We start from the raw sequence: 22,675 nt of genomic DNA on the forward strand, positions 1-22,675 counted from the left end.
CCCTTTTTCAAAGGGGGAGAAAGCGGAAAGCGGCCGAGGCATCCGGCTGCCGACGCAACCGAGTCGCTGCGGGCGTTGGCCGAGCCATGACGCTCGGCATCTCCCGTTTGGGGGCTGAGCGCGGAGCCGTCTATCCATTACGGCCGCACGGCTGCCGTCAGGTCAAACCCGACATGCAGCTCGCGCGTTTGCTTTCTCCCCCTTTGAAAAAGGGGGACACAGGGGGATTGGCCTCAGCCGCGCGACTCCGCGTGCCTCACTTGCCCTTCCCCACGCACGACGAAGCGCTCGATCGTCAGCGACTCGGCGCCCATGGGGCCGTAGGCGTGCAGCCGCGTGGTGGAGATGCCGATCTCCGCGCCGAGCCCCAGTTCGCCGCCGTCGTTGAACCGCGACGACGCATTGACCATCACAGCCGAACTGCGCGTGCCACGTACGAAGGCGTCCGCGGCGGCGGCGTCCTCCGTCGCAATCACCTCAGTGTGATCCGATCCATAACGCGCGATGTGCAGCAAGGCATCGTCGAGGCTGTCGACCACGCGCACAGCGAGGATCAGGTCGAGGTACTCGGCCGCGTAGTCGGACTCCTCCACCGGCTGCACGTCCACGCCGGCGTAGGCGGACAGCAGGCGTGTGCGTTCGCATCCGCGTACCTCCACGCCGCGCTGCGCGAGTGCGGCCAACGCGCGCGGCAGAAACGATGGTGCGATATCGCGATGCACGAGCAACGTCTCCAGTGCATTGCACACACCCGGGCGCGACGTCTTGCCGTCGACCAGCAAGGCCAGCGCCCGGTCGATATCCGCCGCGGCATCGACATACAGATGGCACACACCCTTGTAGTGCTTGATGACCGGCACGCGCGCGTGCTCGGCGACGAAGCGGATCAGGCTCTCGCCGCCGCGCGGGATCGCCAGGTCGATCAGGTCCGACAGTTGCAGCAGTTCCAGCACGTGTTCGCGCGCGGGGTCGGACACCAGCGACACCGCGGCCTCCGGCAGTCCTTCCTCGCGCAGGGCCTGGTGCAGGCAGGCGGCGATCGCCGCATTGCTGGCGCGCGCTTCCGAGCCTCCACGCAACAGCACCACGTTGCCGGCCTTGAGGCACAGCGCCGCCGCATCCGCCGTCACGTTGGGACGGGCCTCGTAGATCATCGCGATCAGGCCAAGCGGAATACGCTGGCGCTCGATCACGACGCCATTGGGCCGCACCTCGCGACGCGTCACCTGCCCCAGCGCATCGGGCTGCGCAGCCACTTCCTTCAACGCGGACGCCATCGCGGCCACGCGCGACTCGTCCAGGCGCAACCGGTCCAGTACCGCGCCACCAAGCCCATCGGCACGGCCGCGTTCCATGTCCTGCTCGTTGGCGGCGAGCACCTCGAACTGGCGCTGCAGCAGCGCGTCGGCCATGCGCTCGATCAGGCGCGCACGCGCGGTGCCATCGAGCAGCGCGATCTGTACCGCGGCTTCGCGCGCGCGTTCGGCCAGATGGCGAACGTAACCGCTCATGGCATCACCTCCGTCGTTCCTGCCTGTGACGCGATCAGGACCAGGTCGTCGCGGTGCACGACCGATTCACCGTAGCGGAAGCCGAGGACGGATTCGATGTCCTGGCTGTGCCGGCGTGCGATGCGCCGGATCTCGGCCGCGCTGTACTGGGCAAGCCCGCGCGCGAACGCCGGGCCGTCGTGCACGGCAACGATCTCCACCACGTCGCCGCGCCGGAAATCTCCCTCCACTGCGACTACACCACCGGGCAACAGCGAGGCGCCCTGGCGGTGCAGCGCGGCGACCGCGCCCTCGTCCACCTGCAGGCGCCCGGACGCCGGCGCGTGGCGCAGCCACTGCTTGCGCGCGCGCAGGCGATCGCCCTGCGCGAGCACCAGCGTGCCACGCAGCCGTCCTTCGCCCAGTTCACGCACGACGGTCTCGTCGCGCCCACTGAACAGCACCGTGGCGATGCCCGCGGCACCGGCCTTGGCCGCCGCCTCCAACTTGGTGCGCATGCCGCCCGTGCCCAGTGCGCCCGCGCCGCCGCCGGCCGCCTCCAGCAGCTCGGGCGTGATCCGCTCCACGCGTTCGACCGGACGCGCGTGCGGGTCGCGCTGCGGATTGGCGCTGTAAAGGCCGCCGATGTCAGTGGCGATGAGCAGCAGGTCGGCATCGACCAGCGATGCCACGGCAGCCGCGAGGTTGTCGTTGTCGCCCAGCTTGAGTTCGTCCACCGCGACGGCGTCGTTCTCGTTGATGACCGGCAAGGCGCCCAGGCGCAGCAGCTCGCGCAGCGTCGCACGCGCGTTGAGGTAGCGGCGACGATTGCGCAGGTCGTCGTGCGTCAGCAGCACCTGCGCGACAGGCTGCGCGGTCAGCTGTTGCCAGAACCCGATGAGCGACGCCTGGCCCAGCGAGGCGAGCGCCTGCCGCAGCACCAGCCCGTCGCCCGCGGCGCCGATGCGTCCGCGCCCGGCCGCGACGGCGCCGGACGACACCAGCACCACTTCACGCCCCTGCGCGCGCGAACGCTCGATGAAACCGGCCAACGGCACCGCATACCCGGTGTGCAGGCCGGGATTCGCCGCGGCATCCGCGGAGCCCGCCAGCAGGCTGCTGCCCACCTTGAGCACCGCGCGTCGCCAGTTCGGCAAGGCCTGCGTCGCAAAGTCGGATGCGCTCATGCGTAGCTCCCGGTATCGGCGCTGTTGCACTGTCGTGTGGGTGGTGCCGGAACTGCAACTACACGAATATTCGGTGATGCACCACGGAGGCAGCACGTCACACGGAGCACTGCTCCAGCCGGGATCGGAGTTCATCCAGGCGAAGGTCGACGGCGGCGCCCGGTGACACCCGTGCTTTCAGACTCGCCTCCGGATCGCCCTGCGCCCAGCGCGACGGATCGGCGGCCTGGCGGTAGGCCTCGCGGAACGGCAGGCCCTGGCGCGCGAGATCGACGGCTAGGTCGGTTGCGTACATCGAAGGATCGAGCGCGGCGCGCATCGTCTCCGTCTTCCATTCCAGGTTGCGCAGCAGGTCTGGCAGCAGCTCCAGCGCGCCCAGTCCGCGACCGAAGGCGTGGAAGATCGCGCCCTTGGAGAACTGCAGGTCGCGGTGGTAACCCGACGGCAGCGACAGCAACTGCTCGATCTCGGTACGCGCGGCCGCGGCAGCGGAATAGCTGGCACGCATCAGTTCGATCACGTCCGGGTTGCGCTTGTTCGGCATGATCGAACTGCCGGTGGTGTACTGCGCCGGCAGCGCGACGAAGTTGAACTCGGCCGTGGTGAACAGGCTCAGGTCCCAAGCCAGGCGGCGCAGGTCCAGCAGCGCGGACGTCAACGCCTCGATGGCGGCCATCTCGAACTTGCCGCGCGACAGCTGCGCGTACGCGGCCGAGACCTGCATGCGTCCGAAGCCGAGCGCGGCGGTGGTGTGATCGCGGTCCAGCGGCAGGTTGACGCCGTAGCCGGCCGCGCTGCCCAGTGGATTCGCATCCACCCAGTCCAGGGTCTGGCGTGCGCGCGCGGCGTTGTCGATGAAGCCTTCGGCCCACGCCGCCCACCACATGCCCAGCGAGGACACCACGGCCCGCTGCAGGTGCGTGTAACCGGGCAGCGGCACGCTGCGCTCCGCGTCGGCCCGAGCCAATGCAACCTGCGCGCTTTCGCGGCACAGCGCGGCGACGCGCGACAGGCGGTCCTTCAGCCACAGGCGCGTGGCGACTAGGATCTGGTCGTTGCGGCTGCGGCCGGTGTGGATCTTCTTGCCCGCGTCGCCCAGGCGTTCCACCAGTCGCGATTCGATGGCCGAATGTCCGTCCTCGAACCGCTCGTCCAGCACGAAGCGGCCGGCGTTGAAATCCTCCGCCAGCACGTCGAGCTCCCGTTCCAGTCCCGACAGTTCATCGGCCGTGAGGATGCCGATGCGTTGCAGGCCCTGCGCATGCGCGCGGCTGGCCTGGATGTCGAAAACGAAGAATTCGCGGTCGAGGATCACGTCCTCGCCGGCCAGGAACTGCTGGATGCGCGCGTCGACCTGGACGCCCGGCTTTTGCCACAACAGATCGGACATAACGACCTCCGGAAAAACTCGATTCGTCATTCCCGCGAAAGCGGGAATCCAGTGCCTTGGCGCTGTGAGTAAAACCCACTGGGTTCCCGCCTTCGCGGAAACGACAGGAACTTACAACGGGATCCCCATCGTTTCGGAGAATCCGAACGCCATGTTGAGGTTCTGCAACGCCTGCGTCGCCGCACCCTTGAGCAGGTTGTCCTCCGTGGCGACGACCACCACGCGCTTTCCGTCCGGCGACAACGTGAAGCCACCCAGCTCGACGTGATGACGATTGGCGATGCGGCTGACCCACGGCGCCTCATCGAGCACCTGCACCAGCGGCTCGTCGGCATAGCGTTCGCGGTAGCGCGCGATGACATCCTCGCGTGCGAACTCGCGCGACAGCGTCAGGTTCGCCGTGATCGTCAGGCCGCGGAAATGCGGCGCGACATGCGGCATGAACTGCACGTCGACGCCCAACTGGCGCGTGACCTCGCGTTCGTGCACGTGGTTGGTCAGCGCGTACGGCATCAGGTTGTCGCGCAGCTTCCCGGGATCGTTCTTGTCCGACGGCGTGGTGCCGGCACCGGAATACCCGGAGACGCCGAAACACTGCACCGGTGCCGCCAGCGAATCGAGCATCGGCGCGACGGCCAGTTGCATCGCGGTCGCGTAGCAACCCGGGTTGCTGATGCGGCGCTGCCCCGCGTACCGGTCGCGGGTGAGCTCCGGAAGACCGTAGTACCAGCCGTCGTCGAAGCGGTAGTCCGCCGACAGGTCCACGATGACCGGATCCGCGCCGGCCGCATCGAAGGCCGCGACGCATGCGGCGGCCTTGCCGTTCGGCAGCGCCAGGATCACTGCGTCGGCGCGCAGGCCCGGCAGCTCGTCGTTGCTGGGCGAGCTGTAGCGCAGTTCGCCGGCGTATTCGCTGATGTGGTCCGCCACTCGCTGGCCGACCAGCTCGCGCGAGGACACGAACGCCAGGTCGAACTGCGGATGTGCGGCGATCAGCCGGATCAGCTCGGCGCCCACGTACCCGCGTGCGCCCACGATGCCCACGGACCTAGTCACGTCCGCCTTCTCCCTTGCCTGTGTCATGTCGTTCCAGCCGGTGCAGCAGGTTGCGCTTCACCGCCGGCCATTCGGATTCAATGATCGAGAACGCAACCGTGTCGCGCACACTGCCGTCGGCGTGACGACGGTGGCTGCGCAGCACGCCGTCCTGCTTAGCGCCCAGTCGCGCGATGGCGGCGCGCGAGGCGTGGTTGAACCAGCTGGTCTCGAAGCCCACGCAGATGCAGCCCATCGTCTCGAACGCGTGCGTGAGCAGCAACAGCTTTGCCTCGGTATTGAGACCGGTGCGCTGCACGCGCGTCGCGTAGAAGGTGTAACCGATCTGGAGACGCGGGACGGCGGCGTCGAGATCGTAGTACCGCGTGCAGCCGACGACCGCGCCGGCGGCGTCGCGTACGACGAACGCCAGCGCCCTGCCCTGCGCCTGCATGTCCAGCGCGGCGACGATGTATTCCTCTGCCTGGTCCGGTGCGGGAGCGTTGGTGAACCACAGGCGCGAGAGTTCGCCGTCGCCCAGGCTGTCGCGCAGTTCGCCGGCGTGCTCGACACGCAGCGGCTCCAGCGTGACGTGGCGGCCGCGCAGAGTTGGAACGGTTGTCCATGGAGCGGCAATGTCAGTCATACACCCTCATGCTTGTCCAGCAGTCATCCCCACGAAAACGGGGATCCATCCCGAAGCGACCTTGGCGCTGGATTCCCGCCTTCGCGGGAATGACAGCTACTGGTGATCCTTCAGCGTCGCCATGCGCGTCGCGCAGTGCTCCACGCAGCGTGCAATCTCGTCGAAGCTGTCTACGCCGTACCAGAACACCTTCCACTTCTCCTGCTTCAGGCAGCCATCGGACTCCGCGTAATAGAACGGATTGACCGGGTTGCCGTGGCGCGAGCGCCAGAACAGGCGCGGGTTCTGCTCGCGCATGACCTGCCACACCGCACGTCCGAGGCCTTCGCCCTGCGCCTCATCCAATACCGCGAACTTGTCGAGATACGTACCTGCGTCTTCCTCGGTCAGGATCACGGCCGCGCGGTAGTTCTCGCTCACGTACGCGCGATGCAGCGGCGTGCGTTCGAAGTAGTCTGGCAGCAGGCGACGCCCGAAGGCGGATTCGATCAGGCCGCGCAGGCGCTCCAGGTCCAGCTCATCCCATCGCGAGACCTGCAGCACGCGCTCGCCGCGACGCACCAGCGTGCCGGAACCCTTGTGGGTGAACAGCTCCTTCGCCAACTCGGACGGCTTGGTGATCGACACCGACGACGTCAGCGGCAGCTTGTCCAGCAGATCCTTGATCTGCTCGATCTTCACGCGCATGCCGCCGTTTATCCACGGCTGCTGGATTAGGTGTTCGTACTCGGTCGAGAGGTTGATCGAGTCGATGACCTTGCCGTTGTCGTCCAGCAGTCCGCCGGTGCCGGTGAGGAACACGATCTTGTACGGCTGCAGCTTCTGCACCAGTTCGTTGGCGGCGAAGTCGGCGTTGACGTTGAGGATCTGCCCGCCCCCGGTTTCGCCCAGGCTTGCGATCACCGGGATCGAGCCGGCACGCAGGCTGGCTTCGATCGGTGCCAGGTTCACGCGCTTCACTTCGCCGACCAGGCCGTAGGTATCGCGGTCGAGATAGTCGGCCTCGAACACGCCGGAGACGATGGACGTGGCACGCGCGTCGAAGGCCTGCAGCGACTCCACCAGCTTCAGGTTCTGCGTCTGGAACACGCGACGCACGATGGCCAGCCCTTCCGGCGAGGTCACGCGCAGGCCGTTGACCGTCTGCTTGACGATGCCCGCCGCGGAGAGTTCCTCGTCCAGCTGCGGGCCGGCACCGTGGATGACGATGGGTGTCAGTCCGACGTCCTGCAGGAAGGCCAGCGAAGAAGTCAGCGCCTCCAGGTCGTCGCGCAACACCGCGCCACCGACCTTGACCACGGCGAAGCGCTTGGCGTCGAGCTGCGAGAAGCGCTTGAGGTACTGCGAGATTTCCTTCGCGCTGGCCATGCTGGAAAGCAGGCGCACGATGGTCTGGCGGGTCTGGATGTCGCGTTGGTCGTTCATCTTTAAACGGAGTAGGCGTTTCTTTCCATCGACTTCGGGCTGGCGGCGCCGCGTAGCGACGCCTCAGGGTCTGGTGCCACATCCCCGCCTCGCCTTCGGCGAGGCCGCCCCCCTGACTCAAGGGGGCTCCAACAGCGGGGCCCTGGGGGCAGGTCAGGGCGTCATGCAGTTTCGAGGATGCGAGTTACCGATTCGGTGTAGCGCTGCAGTTGCTCCAGCGCGACCCATTCGTCGGCGGTGTGGGCCTGCGCGATGTCGCCCGGGCCATAGACGATCGCGGTGAGGCCGGCGGCGGAGAACAGCGAGGCCTCGGTCCAGAAATCCACCGCGTTGCCGATCGGCAGTTGCAATGCATCGGCAAGGTCGCGCGCTTCCAGCCGGCGCTGCTCCGCGTCGGCGATGTCGCCGGACGGCAACGACGGACCACGGAAGGTCTCCTCGTAACGTTCGACGGCGCCGGGTTCCACCAGCGTGCCGAAGCGCTCGTGCAGCGCATCGATCGACATCGACGGCAACGGACGGAAGCCGAAGCGCACCTCAGCGCTGGGCGCGATCATGTTCGCCTTGATGCCGCCTTCCACGCGGCCGATGTTGAAGCGCAGCCCGGTCAGGCCGCCGAAGCGCTGGTGCGCCTGGCTTTCGACGTAGTCCAGCGCATGGCCACCCCAGCGGATCGCCTGGTGCAGCGCGCTCGCCTGCATCGCGTTGGCGCCCGATGCGTGCCCGGCCACGCCGCGGAAGCGCAGCAGCACCGAACTGATGCCGCGATGCGCGAGCACCGCCTCGCACCGGGTCGGCTCGGCGACGATCGCTTCCTGGAACGGATGGTTGCTGCCCAGGAATGCGGCGATGCAGCGCGCGTCGTTGGCTTCCTCGTCGGTGGAGAACAGGAACGCAGCGTCGCCCCTGGTCACCGAAGCGGCCGTGAGCAGGCCAGCCGCGGCACCCTTGATGTCACATGCGCCCAGGCCGATCGCGCGGTCCTCGGTTACGCGCAGCACGTGCGGGTCGGCGCTCCATGCTTCCGACGAAGGCACCGTGTCCAGGTGCACGTTGAACACGCGGCGCGGGTTGCCGCGCACGGCCAGCATCGACACCGCACCGGCACCGTGGTCGGTGACCTCGATGCGGAAGCCGTCCAGCCGCGAACGCAGGTAGTCGAAGATGCCGCCGGTGCCGATGTCGCGCGGCGGATTGCGCGTGTCGAACGACACGAGCGCTTCGAGATGTTTGAGTGTCTTGGCGAGCATGACGTGTTCGTTGAATGGATGAAGGGGAACGGAGGCGCGCGGCGGCGCTTGCCCGTTCCCCCGTACCTCTTCCCTCGGTTCTCAGCCCTTGCGGTTGACCTCGGCCCAGAGCGTGCTGCTCATGCCGAACAGCTTGATGAAGCCTTCGGCCTCGGCCACACCCCAGTCCGCCGCCTGCGCATAGGTCGCGCCCTTCGCGTTGAGGATGTGCGCCGATTCGACGGCGACCGCGTTGACGATGCCGCCGTGGGTTTCCAGCACGACATCGCCGTTCACCGTCGACTGGCTCGATGCGAGGAAGGCTTCGAGGTCGGTCTTCAGCGGATCGTGGAAGAAGCCCTCGTACACCAGCTCCGCCCATTTGCGTGCCACGTCCGGCTTGAAGCGGTTCTGCTGCTTGCTCAGCACCGCTTCTTCCAGCGCGCGATGCGCGGTGAGCAGCGCGATCAGGCCCGGCGCTTCGAAAATGATGCGGCCCTTCAGGCCGATGGTGGTGTCGCCGGTGTACAGGCCGCGACCCACGCCGTACTGCGCGAACAGGCCGTTGAGCCTGGCCAGCAGCTTGTGGCCCTCGATCTTCTCGCCGTCCAGCGCCACGGCCTCGCCGTCCTTGAACGTCACGCGCACCCGCAACGGCTGCGACGGCCACTCGCTGCGCGGCTTGCACCAGCCGCGCGCACCTTCGCCCGGCGCCTGCCAGCGATCGATCTCGCCGCCGGACATGGTCACGCCCAGCAGGTTCTCGTTGATGGTGTAGGCCTTCTGCTTGGCGCGCACGCCGAAGCCGCGCTCCTCCAGGTACTTCTGCTCATAGGCGCGGACTTCGGTGTGTTCCTTCTGGATTTCGCGAATCGGCGCGACGATCTCGTAATCGCCCAGCGCCTTCACCGCCAGGTCGAAGCGCACCTGGTCGTTGCCCATGCCGGTGCAGCCGTGCGCGATGGCCTTGGTGCCCAGCTCGGCGCAGCGCTTGAGCGCCGCATCGACGATGAGGTAGCGATCGGACACCAGCAGCGGGTACTGCCCCTGGTACCCCTCGCCCGCCCACACGAACGGCTTGACGAAGCCTTCCCAGATCGCCGGGCCGCCATCGACGGTCACGTGCGAGGCCACGCCCAGCTCGGCCGCGCGCTGCTCGATGAAGGCACGCTCCTCCGCATCGACGCCGCCGGTGTCGGCGAACACGGTGTGCACGTTCCAGCCGCGCTCCTGCAGGTAAGGCACGCAGAAGCTGGTGTCGAGGCCGCCGGAGAAGGCGAGGACGATGTCTTTGCTCATTTCGCGAATCCTTGGTTTGACTCCCTCACCTGCTACTGCAGGGGAGGGTTGGGGAGGGGTGACGCATCGCTGGGAAGGCTCGGCGCTCGCGCCTCACACCCCTCCCAGCCCCCTGCAGGCAGGGGGAGGAGTTTTCAACGCACCAGGGCGGCCATGATCGCCTTCTGCACGTGCAGGCGGTTTTCGGCCTCGTCGATGGCGATGCACTGCGGCGAATCCATCACCGCGTCGGTGGCCTTGACGTTGCGGCGCAGCGGCAGGCAATGGCTGAAGACGCCGTGGTTGGTCAGCGCCATCTTGGCTTCGTCCACGATGAAGTGCCTGTACTGGTCGCGGATGGGCTTTTCCGGCTCCCAGTTGCCGAAGAACGGCAGCGCGCCCCAGCTCTTGGCGTACACCACGTCGGCGCCGCGGTAGGCGCTCTCGATGTCGTGGCTGACGGTGAACGAGCCGCCGCTCTCGGCGACGTTCTGCTCGGCCCAGCCCATGTAGCGCTCGTCCAGCAGGTACTGCTCGGTCGGGCAAAGCAGGGTCACGTCCATGCCCATGCGGGTGGCGATGGTCAGCGCGGAATTCGCCACCGCCGTATTGAGCGGCTTGGGATGGTAGGTCCAGGTCAGCACGTACTTCTTGCCGCGCAGGTCGCTGGTGCCGAAGTGCTCCTGCAGCGCGAGGATGTGCGCCAGTTCCTGGCACGGATGGGTGATCGTCTCCATGTTGATCACCGGCACCGGCGAGTACTTGGCGAAGCTGTTGAGCACGATGTCCTGGCGGTCGTACTGCCAGTCGACGAACTTCGGGAACGCTCGCACGCCGATCAGGTCGACATAGCGGCCCAGCACGCGCGCCACCTCGGCGATGTGCTCCTCGGTGTCGCCGTCCATGACCGTGCCCAGGTTGAACTCGATCGGCCACGCGTCCTTGCCCGGCTGCAGCACCACCGCGTGGCCGCCCAAGTGGAAGGCGCCCAGTTCGAAGCTGGTGCGGGTGCGCATGGACGGGTTGAAGAACACCAGCGCGATCGACTTGCCCTTGAGCTGGTCGCCGAGCCTGCTGCGCTTGAACTGCGCGGCCTGCGCCAGCAGCGCGTCGAGATCGCTGCGCGACCAGTCCTGGGTGTTGAGGAAGTGGCGTTGGTTCATCGGTGGCCTGCTTGGGTGAGGGGACCGCGTGTGAAGGTGCGGCTGCTGCGGTGGGGACGCACGAAACAAAAACAAAAAAGCCCAGCGCGTAGGCTGGGCTTTTCGTGTGTCACTTCGCCTGTTGCGAATGGCGCGTGCGACCGTTACCCAGCGGAATGTGGGGGGAACGGTCGGCGCGCGCGCGAGGTCATGCCCGCCGCCATGTAGGCGGAGGTCAGCACATCGGCGTCGGCGTAGTGGGCGTTCATCAGGCCGCGAATGCTCGCATGCACCCGCGGCGGGTGCAATAGCAATGCGGCCGCGCGTCGGCGGGTCCTCGTCTTCACGCGGCCGATGATCCAGCCAAGCCACTCGAAAGGGCCGGGAAACCTTCGCGGGGGACGATCCGGCAAAGCCGCGCGCCTCGCGCGGGCCGAGCAGCCTTCACGGGTTCCGCCTTCGCGGGGACGATGATCCGGCAAAGCCGCGCGCGCTTCGCGCGCACGGGCCAGGCAATCTGCTGTGGGTCCCCGCCTTCGCGGGGACAATGATCCGGCAAAGCCGCGCGCGCTTCGCGCGCACGGGCCGGGCAATCTGCTGTGGGTCCCCGCCTTCGCGGGCACGATGATCCGGCAAAGCCGCGCGCGCTTCGCGCGCACGGGCCGGATCTATCGGCTGCGGGGCGGCTGGACTACGGGGGTGACCGACACGCGGATGCGCAGGCGGTTTCCTGGGTCTTCCGGCAGGCGCGAGCGGAACTTGGCGCCCTTATAGACGTAGTCCACGTCGTAGGCGATGGGGCGGCGGAATTCGCGTTCGACTGTCACCGGCTTGCAGTTGGGGCTGGCCTGCTGCTCCTTCTCCTCGCGGCTCAAGGCGTCCTTGACGGCGCCCAGCGCGCGGGAGATGCGCGAGTCCGACTTGGCCTCGCTTTCGCACTGCTCTTCCACCGAGGTCGCGCGCAGGGTCTGGTAGACCGGCGTCACGCGCAGCACCTGGGCATAGTCGAAACGGACGTTCTCGGCCTGGATGACCGTGTTCTGCGCATGCGCCTGCCCGATGCCGGAAGCGGCGAGGACGAACCCGATCACGGGTGCGGCCAGAACGGGCAGGAACAGAGCTGGACGGGCCATCACACTCGCGGGTCGGAAATTCGTTCAGAAATTGTAAGCGGAACCCGCCGTGAGGGCCTGAACCCCGCCTTTAGACTCCGGCCGGCAACCGTCCGCACGATCTTCGCTGGGCAGCCGGCGTGGGCCTGCCGCTAGAATGAACGCACTTCCGGCGGTACCCCCATGAGCCTCCAACTCTTCAACAGCCTGACGCGACGGGTCGAGCCGTTCGTGCCCCTCGATCCCGCCCGCCCGACGATGTACGTGTGCGGGCCCACGGTCTACAACTACGTGCATATCGGCAACGCCCGTGGCCCGGTGCTGTTCGGGGTGCTGGCCGACCTGCTGCGCCGGCGCTACGGCGCGCTGGCCTACGCCCGCAACATCACGGACGTCGACGACAAGATCAACAACGCCGCGCGCGAGCAGGGCGTGCCGATCGGCCAGATCACCAGCCGGTTCGCCGCGGCCTACCGCGAGGACATGGCCGCGCTGGGCGTCAAGCCGCCGGACCTGGAGCCCGAGGCGACCGCACACATCAACCAGATCATCGCGATGATCGAGCGCCTGATCGCGGCCGGCCATGCCTACGCCGCCGAAGGCCATGCGCTGTTTTCCGTCGCCAGCTTCCCGGACTACGGCAAGCTGTCGCGGCGCGATCCCGAGGAACTGCTGGCCGGCGCGCGCATCGACGTGGCCCCCTACAAGCGCGATCCGGGCGATTTCGTGCTGTGGAAGCCGTCCACCGATGACCTTCCGGGCTGGGAATCGCCCTGGGGTCGCGGGCGTCCCGGCTGGCACATCGAGTGCTCGGCCATGGCGGCCGCGCATCTGGGCGACACCATCGACATCCACGCCGGCGGCGTGGACCTGCAGTTCCCGCACCACGAAAACGAGATCGCACAGAGCGAATGCGCGCACGGCGGCAAGGTCTTAGCGCGCTTCTGGCTGCACAACGGCATGCTGAACTTCGGCGGCGCCAAGATGGCCAAGTCGGTGGGGAACATCCAGCGCGTGCACGATCTGGTGCGCCAGCACCCGCCGGAAGCACTGCGCTACGCGCTGCTCAGCGCGCACTACCGCCAACCGCTGGATTGGTCGGATGGCCTGATCGAACAGAGCGTGCGCACCCTCGATCGTCTGTACGGCACCCTGCGCGACCTGGCCGACGTGGCGGTCGAAGCCGAAATCCCCGCGACCATCGAAGCCGCACTGGACGACGACCTCAACACCCCGCAGGCGCTGGCGGAGATCGCGCGCATCGCCGGCGAGGCGCGCAAGGCCGACTCCGAGCTGGAGAAGTCGCGGCTCAAGCGCGAGCTGCTCGGCGCAGGCCTGGCACTGGGCCTGCTGCAGCAGGATCCGGCGGCGTGGTTCGCACGCGGTGCGAGTAACGACGACGGCCGAATCTTAGCCCTAATTGAAGAACGTGCAGAGGCAAAAAAAGCACGCGATTTCGCCCGCGCAGACGCAATCCGACGCCATTTAGAAGGACTCGGCATTGGACTTAAGGACACCCCCACAAAAGTCGTGGTTCAAACGTTGGGCTTTGTGAGCATTGCGTACGATCCAAACACCCGGGTGTTAGAAGTCGAATTCGATAATGGAGCGGTTTATCGCTACATAGACGTTCCACCGGAAACTCACGAAGCCTTAATGGCGGCAAGTTCTCGGGGCGAGTATTTTGCGAACCGCATCCGGAATGAGTTTGAATTCATTCGCGTCGACTCGTAGCGCTTTCGCCCCATCACCTGCTGTCTCCTCTCATGGCGGGTCGAGGCCCGCCGCAGGCGGCTCTCACCGTACGTTGCGCAGCCGCGCGTAAAATCGCATGCACATGAACGCCGTTGCCGCACCTGTCAGTCCTTTCCCGATCGAAGCCACCGCGCGCGAAGCTCAGGCGGCGATCCGCGACGAGTTCGCCTTCTTCGGCGACTGGTCCGAGCGCTACCAGTACCTGATCGACCTGGGCCGCAAACTGCCGGACCTGCCGGCCGAGTGGAAGAGCGAGGAGAACCGGCTGCACGGCTGCCAGTCGATGGTGTGGATCGTCGCCGAGGGCGATGCCGACCGGCTCGACTTCCACGCGATCAGCGACTCGGCCATCGTCTCGGGCCTGATCTACCTGGCGCTGCGCGTGTACTCGGGACGCAGCGCGCGGGAGATCGCCGACACCGAAGCCGACTACATCGGCGACATCGGCCTGGCGAGGCATCTGTCGCCGACCCGCAGCAACGGCCTGGCCGCGCTGCTCGGGTTCATCCGCGACCGCGCACAACAGGCGCTGTGAGCCGCCGCCCGTGAGCGAAGCGGTCCCGGCCGAGCCCGCTGCCGACGCGAACGGGATCCCCGCCCTGCTGCGCAATCGCGGATTCACCGGCCTGCTGACCTATCGCCTGCTGGCGATGCTGTCGTACCAGATCGTCGCGGTGACGGTCGGCTGGCACGTGTACGAACTCACCCGCGACGCGTTCGCGCTGGGTCTGATCGGCCTGGCCGAGGTGATTCCCTACTTCTGCTTCGCCCTGTTCGCCGGCTATGCGGTCGATCACCTGCCCCGCCGCAAGCTGGGCATGGCGGCCTGCATCGGCTTGCTGCTGACCACGCTGACCCTGGCCGGCGTGGCGAGCGGCGTGCTGCCCGCAGGTGCCTTCGGCTTCGGCACGCTGACCATCTATGCGGCGATCGCGGTGAACGGCATCGTGCGCGCGTTCCTGGCGCCGGTGTACATGTCGCTGTTCGCGCGCGTGCTGCACCGCGAGCAGTTTGCCCGCGGCGCCGGCGTGAGCAGCGTGGTGATGCAGACCGGGCTGGTGTTCGGCCCGGCCATGGGCGGCCTGCTGGTGGCCTGGGGCGGAAAGACCGCGGCCTACCTCGTCGCCGCCGCGTTCGCCGCCGCCGCGGCCGTCGCGGTGATCACCCTGCGCGTGACCGAGCCGCCGATGCCGGCCGAGCGCGCGCCGGTCTTCAAGAGCATCGGCGAAGGCCTACGCTTCGTGTATAGGACGCAGGTCGTGCTGGGCGCGCAGGCGCTGGACATGTTCTCGGTGCTGTTCGGCGGCGCGGTCGCGCTGCTGCCGGCCTTCATCAACGAGATCCTGCATTACGGCCCGGAAGCGCTGGGCCTGCTGCGCGCTTCGCCGGCCGTGGGCGCGGTGCTGATGGGCATCTACCTGGCGAGGCGTCCGTTGCAGCGGCATGCCGGTCGCGTGCTGCTGATCGCGGTGGCGGGCTTCGGCCTGAGCATCATCGGATTCGCGTTGTCGCGGCATCTGTGGCTTTCGGCGGTGATGCTGATGCTGTCGGGCATGTGCGACGGCGTATCGGTGGTGCTGCGCTCGACCATCCTGCAACTCGCCACGCCCGACCACATGCGCGGACGCGTGTCGTCCATCAACGGCATCTTCATCGGCTCGTCGAACGAGTTGGGCGCGTTCGAATCCGGCGTGGCCGCGCGGCTGCTCGGCCTGGTGCCGTCGGTGATCTTCGGTGGTTGCATGACGCTGGCGGTGGTCGGCGTGACGGCGAAGCTCGCGCCGAAACTGCGCAGGCTGGACCTGCGCGACCTTCACTGAGGCGTCGCCGCTACTTCGAGCCCTGCGCCTGCAATTCCAGCTGCAAGGCCAGCAGTTCGGCCACGGCGCCGGGTTCCACCGGCTTCACCAGGTGCACGTCGAATCCGGCGTTGCGGCTCGCGGCCTTGTCCTCGGCACCGCCCCAGCCAGTCAACGCGACGACGAACATGGGCCGTCCGCTGGCATCGGCCCGCATCCGGCGGCAGGCCTCGTAGCCATTGAGGTCCGGCATGCCGATGTCCATCACCACCGCGTCAGGCCCCCATTCGCGCGCCTGCCGCACCGCCTCGCTGCCTTCGTAAGCCACGCGCACGTCGAAGCCGGACAACCTCAGCAGCAGGGCCAGCGTATCGGCGGACGCACGGTTGTCGTCGACCACCAGCACGCGGTTCGATGCCTGCGCCACGTCAAGTTGATCGACGGGGCGCGGTTGGCATGGTGAAGCCGGAGCGCCCGGACGCGCGTCGGCAGATGGCGGCGCCGCGGCATGTTCGTCCAAAGGCAGCCTTACGACAAACTCGCTGCCCTGCCCCAGCCCGGGACTACGCGCGCGGATGCTGCCGCCGTGCATCGCGACGAGTTCCTTCGCAACGGCCAGCCCCAGCCCAAGGCCGGTCTGCTTGCGCTCGATGGACGTATCCACCTGCATGAATGTGGCGAAGATCTGTTCGATGTGCGCGTCCGCGATGCCGATGCCGTCGTCGCGAACCCGGATCACCGCATGGTCGCCCTCGCGTTCCAGCGACAGTGCGATGTGGCCGCCTTCGCTGGTGAACTTGTAGGCGTTGCTGAGCAGGTTGCCCAGCACCTGCATCACCCGCGTCGCGTCGACGTGGCCCATCATTCGCGAGTCCGGCAGGTAGACCGATAGCCTGCGGCCGCCCGCCTCGCACGTTGCGCGCATCGCTTCAGCCGCGGTACGCACCTCCGCCACCAGATCGACGCAGCGCCGGTGCAGTTCGACCTTGCCGCGGCTGATGCGGCTGATGTCCAGCAGGTCGTCGACCATGCGCACCAGATGCTGCACCTGCGTGTCCATCATGCCGATCAGCGACTTCGCATCGGCCTCGGCGGCGCCATGCATGCGCCGCAGCAACTCCAGCCCGGTGCGGATCGGTGCAAGCGGATTGCGCAGTTCGTGTGCCAGTGTCGCCAGGAACTCGTCCTTGCGCCGGTCCGCGCGCAACAGCGCTTCCTCCATGCGCCTGCGGTCGGTGATGTCGGCGAACAGCGCCGCCACTCGTGGCGCATCATCGGTGCCGACGCGGAAGGCGTACACATCGAAATCGCGGTCAAGCGCCTCCGCGCGGCGCACGAAGCGCAACGGCTTGCCAGTGCGCTCGACTTCTCCATAGATGTCGTACCAGTCCTGCTCGTGCGCGGGCGCGAGTTCGCGGATCGTGCGCCCGACCGCGTTCACCAGTCCTGTCTGGCGCTCGAACGCCGGATTGACCTCGAGGAACCGGTAGTCCATCGGCCGCCCGCCCTCGTAGATCATCTCGAACAGGCAAAAGCCCTGGTCGATGGATTCGAACAGGGTGCGGTATTTCTCCTCGGACTGACGGAGCAGGCGCTCGGCCAGCTTCTCCTGGGTGATGTCCGCCGCCATGCCGGTGATCGCGCGAACGCTGCCGTCCTCGTTGCGGCTGGCCACCGTCGCCCGGTCGTGCACCCAGCGTTCCGAGCCGTCATCCAGCACGATGCGGTATTCGGTCTCGAACGAGCCCTCGCCGGCGAGGAACGCATCGAACAGCGCACGCACGCGCGCCGAATCGTCCGGATGCAGGCGGTCGAGCCAACCCTGGCGGCGTCGATGCAGCCGGGCCGGATCGAACTTCCACAGCCGGTAGTAGGCATCGTTGACGTAGACGACCCGGTTCTCCGTGGCGTCGATGACGTACAGCACGGCATCGACGGTGCGCGCGACCTGCTGGAAACGTTCCTCGCTCTGGCGCAGCGCCGCCTCGGCACGGGCACGTTCGACCGCGGCCCAGGTGCGCTCCGCGGTTTCGCGCACCAGCTCGATCTCGTCGGCGGACCACTTTCGCGGACGCACGTCGCTGATGCCCAGCACGGCGATCAGACGCCGGTTCTTCACCAGCGGAACGTTGATCAGCGAGCGGATCTCCAGCGCGCGATAGCGCTCGCGCTCCTCGGCGGTGATCTCTTCGTCGCTTTCCGCGTCGTTCAGCACGAAGTTCCGGGCCGAACGCAGCATGCCGATCTTGGAGGAGTTGTAGTCGTCCAGGCGATAACGCCCGTCCAGGCTGCGCACGCCGCGGTTGAAGCTGTTCTGGACCACGCAGTGCACGCCGTTGCGCTCGACCTCGCTGTAGTAGCAGCGGTTGACGTCCAGGTGCTGCGCGAGCCGATGCATCGCCTGGCGCATCACCTCGGCGGGGTCTTCGACAGGCCGCAGCGCGTCGCCCAGCGACACCAGGAAATTCTGCGAGCCCGCGACCGCACGCAGCTTCGCCTCGGCGTCCTTGCGTGCCGAAATGTCGATGACCACGCCATCCATCCGGACCGCCCGGGGCGGCATGCCTTCGAACGACGTGCGCGCGGTGACGGACACCCAGCGGCAGGCGCCATCCGGCAATACGACGCGGATGTCTTCCTGCAGCAGGCCCTCGCCTGCAGGATCCAGCGCCTGCGCGACCGCGCGCGCGTAGTCGTCGCGCTCCTCCGGGTGGATGACCGTCGCCAGCGCGATCGCCAGGCTCATCGGCGCATCGGGCGGAAGGCCCAGCATTGCGAGCAGGCGCGCATCCGGCTCGCCGCGATCTTCCTGCGGGTAGTAGGTGAAGCTGCCGATGCCCGCGGCGTCCAGCGCAAGCTGGATCCGCTGGTTGCCGGCGTCGTGATCGCCGGTCCTGTTCATGCTTCGACCCATCCGGCGCGCTCCCCGTCTGGCTGGAACCCGGCCATCCTGAGCCATGCACGCTGAGGACATCGTCAACGTGGCGAGGCGTCCTGCCCGGCGGACATTCCATCACTCACGCCCGCCTCGCAGGTACGGTCGAATGACGATCATGGAGCATGGCAGTACGGCTACCTGCTCCCGACTCCGCCAAAACGAAAGGCCCCGCCTGGAGCGGGGCCTTCGGTGGCGCTGCCGACAGTGGCGATCAGTCGCCCATCTGCTTCTGCAGGTGTTCCCAGCGCTCCTGCGCGTCGATGGTGCGCTCGGCGGTCAGGCGCGCCTCCAGGCGCTCCAGGCCGATCTCCTCGCCAGTGTCGACGCAGTAGCCGTAGTCACCGGAGTCGACGCGCTTGAGCGTGCTGTCGATCTTGCTGATCAGCTTGCGGTAGCGATCGCGGGTGCGCAGTTCGAGCGAGTTCTCGGTCTCGCGGGTGGCGCGCTCGGCTTCGTCGCCGACGTCGCGGACTTCGTCCTTGAGATTCTCGATGGTCTGCTTGGATTCCTCGACCAGATCCGTGCGCCACTGCAGCAGGCGCTGGCGGAAGTACTCGAGTTGCAGCGGGTTCATGTATTCCTCGTCGACGCCGGGCTTGTAGCCCTGCGGGACGATCGGACGGCCTGTAGCCTCATCTGTCTGGTACGGCACGACTTTGACCTTGCCCTTCGGCGCGGGAGCCTGCGGCTTCGAAACGACGGCCACGGCCACCTTGCCGGCCGGGCGGGATGCGGTCTTGGTCGCGGGTGTGCTGGCGGCCGCCGCTTTGGATGCAGGCGCCTTGTTGGATGCGGATTGCGTCACTGGATTCTTGGCAACTTCTGGCTTGCTGACGGGAGGCTGTGCCGGCGCGGGCGCAGCTGCCGTACTTTGCGGGGGTTTTTTGACAACAGGCTTGCTCTCCGCCTTTACGGCAGCGGGCTTGCCTTCCTTGACTGGTGCGGGCTTGGCGACCGGCGTCTTGGCCGGCGCTGCAGCCTTCTTGGCAGGCGCCGGAGCCTGCTTGGCGACCGGCTTCCTGGCGGGAGCCGCCGCCTTCTTGGCGAGGACCTTCTTGGTAGCGGCGGACTTGGTGGCGACCTTGGCCGGAGCCTTCTTCGCGACGGCCCTCTTCGGCGCCGGCTTGGCGGGAGCGGCCTTCTTTGCTGCGGGCTTGGTCACCGCCTTCTTCGCTGCCGGCTTGGCCGCGGACTTCTTTGCTGCGGGCTTGCTGGACGCGGCCTTCTTGGCGGCCGGCTTGACGGTCTTCTTGACGGCCTTTGCGGCCTTCTTCGCGGTTTTTTTCACTGCCACGAGCGACGTGTCCTTCTGTTCCCTGAGGACCCCCGGACGGGAATCCGGAGGCGGTGCGGAGCACAGCATGCCCCACTTTGCGTTACGGCATGCAAGTGCCGCAACGACTGATGCGGAACGGTCGATGACACCGGTTCCGCCAGATCCGGCCGACCTCTTCCGGTCGCCCGGACATGAAGCCTTGTGACGGGAAAGCGCGCTGTTATACCCTGCCCCGGCACCTGCGGCAACCGCACTTCTACTGCCCGGCCGCATTAAGGAACCGTGATCGACCGCCTGCTCATCGTCGCACTTCGCGGCTACAAGCGCTGGGTCAGCCCGCTGCTTGGTCCGCGCTGCCGATTCCATCCCACGTGCTCGGAATACGCCATGCAGGCGATCGCCCGCTTCGGCGCCATCAAGGGCGGCTGGCTGGCGGTTCGCCGCATAGCGCGCTGCCATCCCCTGCATCCCGGCGGGTTCGATCCCGTGCCCGATGCGTCTTCATCCGGAAAACACACATGCCCTCGACACTGATCGTCAACGCACGCCTGGTCAATGAAGGTCGCGAGTTCGAAGGCGACCTGCGCATGGACGCCGGCCGCATCACGCAGATCGGCAGCAGCCTGGACGCACATGCCGGCGAGCGCGTGGTCGATGCCGCGGGGCGGCGCCTGCTGCCGGGCATGATCGACGACCAGGTGCACTTCCGCGAACCCGGACTGGAATACAAGGCGGACATGGCGACCGAGTCCGCCGCCGCCGTTGCGGGTGGGCTGACCACCTTCATGGACATGCCCAACACCAGCCCGCCGACGCTGGATTCGGCGGCGCTGGAAGACAAATACCGCCGCGCCGAGGGCCGCGCATGGGGGAACTACGGCTTCTACCTGGGCGCGAGCAACGACAACCTCGCCGCGATCCGGGCGCTTGATCCGCGCAGCGCGCCTGGCATCAAGGTGTTCATGGGCGCATCCACAGGCAACATGCTGGTGGACAACCCGGAGATCCTCGACGGCATCTTCCGCGACGCGCCGACGCCGATCATCACGCATTGCGAAGACACGCCGATGATCGATGCCGAGCTCGCCCGCTACAAGGCGAAGTATGGCGACGACATCCCCGCCGCGTGCCATGCGGACATCCGTTCGCGCCAGGCATGCATGAAGTCCACGCAACTGGCGCTGTCGCTGGCGCGCAAGCACGACTCGCGCCTGCACGTGCTGCACATCAGCACCGCCGACGAACTGGCGCTGTTCGAACCGGGCCCGCTGGTGCGCGCCGACGGCAGCCGCAAGCGCATCACGGCCGAGACCTGCATCCATTTCCTGCGCTTCGATCGCGCCGACTACGAGCGGCTGGGCCACCTGATCAAGTGCAACCCGTCGATCAAGGACGCAAGCGACCGCGAAGCGCTGATCCAGGCGCTGGCCACGGACGTGATCGACGTGCTGGCCACCGATCACGCGCCGCACACCCTGGAAGAGAAATCGCGTCCGTACACCGGTGCGCCCAGCGGACTGCCGCTGGTGCAGTACGCACTGGTGGCGGCGCTGGAACTGGTCCACGAGGGACGCCTGACCACGGCGCAGGTGGTGCAGAAGTTCGCGCACGCGCCGGCGCAGCTGTTCGACGTGCACGGCCGCGGCTTTCTGCGCGAAGGCTATGCCGCCGACCTGGTGCTGGTGGACGACACGCCGTTCACCGTGCAGCGCGCCGATGTGCTGTCCAAGTGCGGCTGGTCGCCGTTCGAGGGCACGACCTTCCGCTCGCGGATCGCTTCGACCTGGGTCAACGGCGAGCTGGTCTGGGACGGCCGGCAACTGGTTGGCAAGCCGCAGGGCCAGCGCCTGGCCTTCGATCGATGACGGCGACGCGCGCGCTCGGATGCGCGCTCGCGTGCCTGCTCGTAGCGACCGGCAGCGCCTGCGCCGGCACGCCGGTTACCGCTGTCCAGGCCAGCGCGAATCCCAACACGGATCTTCGCGTGGTGTTTCCGTCTTCGGTGCAGCAGGGCTCGCTGGTGTTCGGCAAGGTGCCGGCTGGCAGCACGGTGCGCTACGAAGCGCGCACGCTGCGTGCCACGCCCTACGGCACGGTCGTGTTCGGTGTGGGCCGCGATGACACCGGTCCGGCCAGCGTGCAGGTCACAACGCCCGATGGGCGCCGACAGGACATCGCCATCGCGGTAACCCCGCGCGACTGGCCGATCGAGAACATCCGCGGCGTGCCGACGGCGACGGTGAATCCGCCGCCGGAGATCGCCGCACGCATCGAGCGCGAACAGGCGCAGGTCACCGCCGCGCGCCAACGCGACGACGACCGCACCGACTTCGCGCAGGCCTTCATCTGGCCGGTGCAGGGACGCATCAGCGGCCGCTTCGGCAACCAGCGCGTGTACAACGGCACGCCCAAGACGCCCCACTCGGGCATGGACATCGCAGCGCCGGACGGCACGCCCGTCCTCGCCCCCGCAGCTGGCGTGGTGACCTTTGCCGGGCCGGACCTCTACCTCACCGGCGGCACGCTGCTGATCGATCATGGTTACGGCGTGAGCTCGAACTTCCTGCACCTGTCGAGGATCGACGTGAAGGTCGGTGATCGCGTCACGCAGGGCCAGGTCATTGGTGCGGTAGGAGCTACGGGCCGCGCGACCGGGCCGCATCTGCACTGGGGAATGAACTGGTTCGACGTGCGCATCGATCCGTTGCTGGTGCTGGAGCGGACGCGCTAGTCCTGCGGAGTGTGAAAGCGCACGTGCGCGTTTGCGAAGCGCAGTCGATGGATCATGAGAGCAACGGGCATGGCCGACATTCCGCGTCTACTGCCGCCTTGATCGCGATCGTTTCTCGCTTTCTGCGCTATTGCTGTTGAACAGCCCAACATGTTCCTAGACCCCTAGGGCGCCGCACATGGACGTGTGGTGCTGAGCAAGGAGGCCCGGAGTGAGGGCGATGCGTGCTTGCGAGCCACTGG

At 67.4% G+C, this 22,675-nt stretch carries 18 protein-coding genes; 6 read left to right on the plus strand and 12 right to left on the minus strand.

All coding sequences use genetic code 11. The features are described from left to right. Nucleotides 1-233: 233 nt before the first annotated feature. The 10 genes from VFE83_RS19150 to VFE83_RS19195 all read right to left on the minus strand — a co-directional run bounded on the left by VFE83_RS19150 (nucleotide 234) and on the right by VFE83_RS19195 (nucleotide 11,955). On the minus strand, nucleotides 234-1,511 hold the full coding sequence (locus tag VFE83_RS19150; protein ID WP_324909143.1) for a glutamate-5-semialdehyde dehydrogenase: 1,278 nt from the start codon (nucleotides 1,509-1,511) through the stop codon (nucleotides 234-236). Then, nucleotides 1,508-2,677 carry a glutamate 5-kinase gene (gene proB / locus VFE83_RS19155; protein WP_324909145.1) on the minus strand — a complete coding sequence of 390 codons (1,170 nt, stop codon included), beginning with the start codon at nucleotides 2,675-2,677 and terminating at the stop codon, nucleotides 1,508-1,510. Before proB ends, VFE83_RS19150 begins: the two co-directional genes overlap by 4 nt. 97 nt (nucleotides 2,678-2,774) lie before the next feature. Further along, the gene (gene argH, locus VFE83_RS19160) at nucleotides 2,775-4,067 is read right to left on the minus strand and encodes an argininosuccinate lyase (RefSeq protein ID WP_324909147.1); all 1,293 of its coding nucleotides are present in this window, start codon (nucleotides 4,065-4,067) and stop codon (nucleotides 2,775-2,777) included. Nucleotides 4,068-4,178: 111 nt separating this feature from the next. Then, a complete protein-coding gene (argC, locus tag VFE83_RS19165) occupies nucleotides 4,179-5,123 on the minus strand; it encodes an N-acetyl-gamma-glutamyl-phosphate reductase (protein WP_324909149.1) in 945 nt (314 codons plus the stop codon). Next, nucleotides 5,116-5,748 carry a GNAT family N-acetyltransferase gene (locus VFE83_RS19170; RefSeq protein WP_324909151.1) on the minus strand — a complete coding sequence of 211 codons (633 nt, stop codon included), beginning with the start codon at nucleotides 5,746-5,748 and terminating at the stop codon, nucleotides 5,116-5,118. Before VFE83_RS19170 ends, argC begins: the two co-directional genes overlap by 8 nt. A gap of 96 nt (nucleotides 5,749-5,844) precedes the next feature. Continuing rightward, nucleotides 5,845-7,173: an acetylglutamate kinase gene (locus tag VFE83_RS19175; protein WP_324909153.1), complete on the minus strand. Its 1,329-nt coding sequence runs from the start codon at nucleotides 7,171-7,173 to the stop codon at nucleotides 5,845-5,847. Nucleotides 7,174-7,334: 161 nt separating this feature from the next. Further along, nucleotides 7,335-8,423 carry an acetylornithine deacetylase gene (locus VFE83_RS19180; protein ID WP_324909155.1) on the minus strand — a complete coding sequence of 363 codons (1,089 nt, stop codon included), beginning with the start codon at nucleotides 8,421-8,423 and terminating at the stop codon, nucleotides 7,335-7,337. Between the two features lie 81 nt (nucleotides 8,424-8,504). Next, complete coding sequence (locus VFE83_RS19185; protein WP_324909157.1) at nucleotides 8,505-9,701, minus strand: argininosuccinate synthase; 1,197 nt, start codon at nucleotides 9,699-9,701, stop codon at nucleotides 8,505-8,507. A 134-nt stretch (nucleotides 9,702-9,835) separates the two neighbouring features. Then, nucleotides 9,836-10,843 carry an N-acetylornithine carbamoyltransferase gene (locus VFE83_RS19190; protein ID WP_324909159.1) on the minus strand — a complete coding sequence of 336 codons (1,008 nt, stop codon included), beginning with the start codon at nucleotides 10,841-10,843 and terminating at the stop codon, nucleotides 9,836-9,838. Between the two features lie 647 nt (nucleotides 10,844-11,490). Continuing rightward, nucleotides 11,491-11,955, minus strand: a complete 465-nt coding sequence (locus VFE83_RS19195; protein WP_324909161.1) for a hypothetical protein — start codon at nucleotides 11,953-11,955, stop codon at nucleotides 11,491-11,493. Nucleotides 11,956-12,117: 162 nt separating this feature from the next. Between VFE83_RS19195 and cysS the strand changes: the two genes are divergently transcribed. The 3 genes from cysS (at nucleotide 12,118) to VFE83_RS19210 (ending at nucleotide 15,509) form a co-directional block, all read left to right on the plus strand. Next, the gene (cysS, locus tag VFE83_RS19200) at nucleotides 12,118-13,668 is read left to right on the plus strand and encodes a cysteine--tRNA ligase (RefSeq protein ID WP_324909163.1); all 1,551 of its coding nucleotides are present in this window, start codon (nucleotides 12,118-12,120) and stop codon (nucleotides 13,666-13,668) included. A 103-nt stretch (nucleotides 13,669-13,771) separates the two neighbouring features. Next, nucleotides 13,772-14,224, plus strand: coding sequence for a SufE family protein (locus VFE83_RS19205; RefSeq protein WP_324909165.1), 453 nt, complete (start codon nucleotides 13,772-13,774; stop codon nucleotides 14,222-14,224). 10 nt (nucleotides 14,225-14,234) lie between these two features. Next, nucleotides 14,235-15,509: an MFS transporter gene (locus tag VFE83_RS19210; RefSeq protein ID WP_414674790.1), complete on the plus strand. Its 1,275-nt coding sequence runs from the start codon at nucleotides 14,235-14,237 to the stop codon at nucleotides 15,507-15,509. 10 nt (nucleotides 15,510-15,519) lie between these two features. On the opposite strand, the gene VFE83_RS19215 is transcribed toward VFE83_RS19210, so the two are convergent. Next, nucleotides 15,520-18,390, minus strand: coding sequence for an ATP-binding protein (locus VFE83_RS19215; RefSeq protein ID WP_324909167.1), 2,871 nt, complete (start codon nucleotides 18,388-18,390; stop codon nucleotides 15,520-15,522). Nucleotides 18,391-18,637: 247 nt separating this feature from the next. After that, nucleotides 18,638-19,720 carry an RNA polymerase-binding protein DksA gene (gene dksA / locus VFE83_RS19220; RefSeq protein ID WP_324909251.1) on the minus strand — a complete coding sequence of 361 codons (1,083 nt, stop codon included), beginning with the start codon at nucleotides 19,718-19,720 and terminating at the stop codon, nucleotides 18,638-18,640. A 264-nt stretch (nucleotides 19,721-19,984) separates the two neighbouring features. Here dksA and yidD point away from each other — a divergent pair, with 264 nt between their 5' ends. The 3 genes from yidD to VFE83_RS19235 are packed head-to-tail and all read left to right on the plus strand — an operon-like array spanning nucleotide 19,985 to nucleotide 22,433. Then, nucleotides 19,985-20,236, plus strand: coding sequence for a membrane protein insertion efficiency factor YidD (yidD, locus tag VFE83_RS19225; protein WP_324909169.1), 252 nt, complete (start codon nucleotides 19,985-19,987; stop codon nucleotides 20,234-20,236). Then, nucleotides 20,221-21,567, plus strand: a complete 1,347-nt coding sequence (locus VFE83_RS19230; protein WP_324909171.1) for a dihydroorotase — start codon at nucleotides 20,221-20,223, stop codon at nucleotides 21,565-21,567. Before yidD ends, VFE83_RS19230 begins: the two co-directional genes overlap by 16 nt. Continuing rightward, nucleotides 21,564-22,433: a M23 family metallopeptidase gene (locus VFE83_RS19235; protein ID WP_324909173.1), complete on the plus strand. Its 870-nt coding sequence runs from the start codon at nucleotides 21,564-21,566 to the stop codon at nucleotides 22,431-22,433. The genes VFE83_RS19230 and VFE83_RS19235 overlap by 4 nt, the downstream gene beginning before the upstream one ends. The last annotated feature ends 242 nt before the right edge of the window (nucleotides 22,434-22,675 follow it).

The sequence above is a fragment of the Lysobacter sp. genome, from assembly GCF_035655815.1.
GTDB lineage: Bacteria > Pseudomonadota > Gammaproteobacteria > Xanthomonadales > Xanthomonadaceae > Lysobacter_J.

Coding starts and splice junctions, on each gene's coding strand:
- VFE83_RS19195 (WP_324909161.1), bottom strand. CDS start 11,955: ATGGCCCGTCCAGCTCTGTTCCTGCCCGTTCTGGCCGCACCCGTGATC.
- argH (WP_324909147.1), bottom strand. CDS start 4,067: ATGTCCGATCTGTTGTGGCAAAAGCCGGGCGTCCAGGTCGACGCGCGC.
- VFE83_RS19215 (WP_324909167.1), bottom strand. CDS start 18,390: ATGAACAGGACCGGCGATCACGACGCCGGCAACCAGCGGATCCAGCTT.
- VFE83_RS19230 (WP_324909171.1), top strand. CDS start 20,221: ATGCCCTCGACACTGATCGTCAACGCACGCCTGGTCAATGAAGGTCGC.
- VFE83_RS19150 (WP_324909143.1), bottom strand. CDS start 1,511: ATGAGCGGTTACGTTCGCCATCTGGCCGAACGCGCGCGCGAAGCCGCG.
- VFE83_RS19185 (WP_324909157.1), bottom strand. CDS start 9,701: ATGAGCAAAGACATCGTCCTCGCCTTCTCCGGCGGCCTCGACACCAGC.
- VFE83_RS19180 (WP_324909155.1), bottom strand. CDS start 8,423: ATGCTCGCCAAGACACTCAAACATCTCGAAGCGCTCGTGTCGTTCGAC.
- VFE83_RS19190 (WP_324909159.1), bottom strand. CDS start 10,843: ATGAACCAACGCCACTTCCTCAACACCCAGGACTGGTCGCGCAGCGAT.
- proB (WP_324909145.1), bottom strand. CDS start 2,677: ATGAGCGCATCCGACTTTGCGACGCAGGCCTTGCCGAACTGGCGACGC.
- VFE83_RS19235 (WP_324909173.1), top strand. CDS start 21,564: ATGACGGCGACGCGCGCGCTCGGATGCGCGCTCGCGTGCCTGCTCGTA.
- cysS (WP_324909163.1), top strand. CDS start 12,118: ATGAGCCTCCAACTCTTCAACAGCCTGACGCGACGGGTCGAGCCGTTC.
- VFE83_RS19170 (WP_324909151.1), bottom strand. CDS start 5,748: ATGACTGACATTGCCGCTCCATGGACAACCGTTCCAACTCTGCGCGGC.
- VFE83_RS19175 (WP_324909153.1), bottom strand. CDS start 7,173: ATGAACGACCAACGCGACATCCAGACCCGCCAGACCATCGTGCGCCTG.
- VFE83_RS19205 (WP_324909165.1), top strand. CDS start 13,772: ATGAACGCCGTTGCCGCACCTGTCAGTCCTTTCCCGATCGAAGCCACC.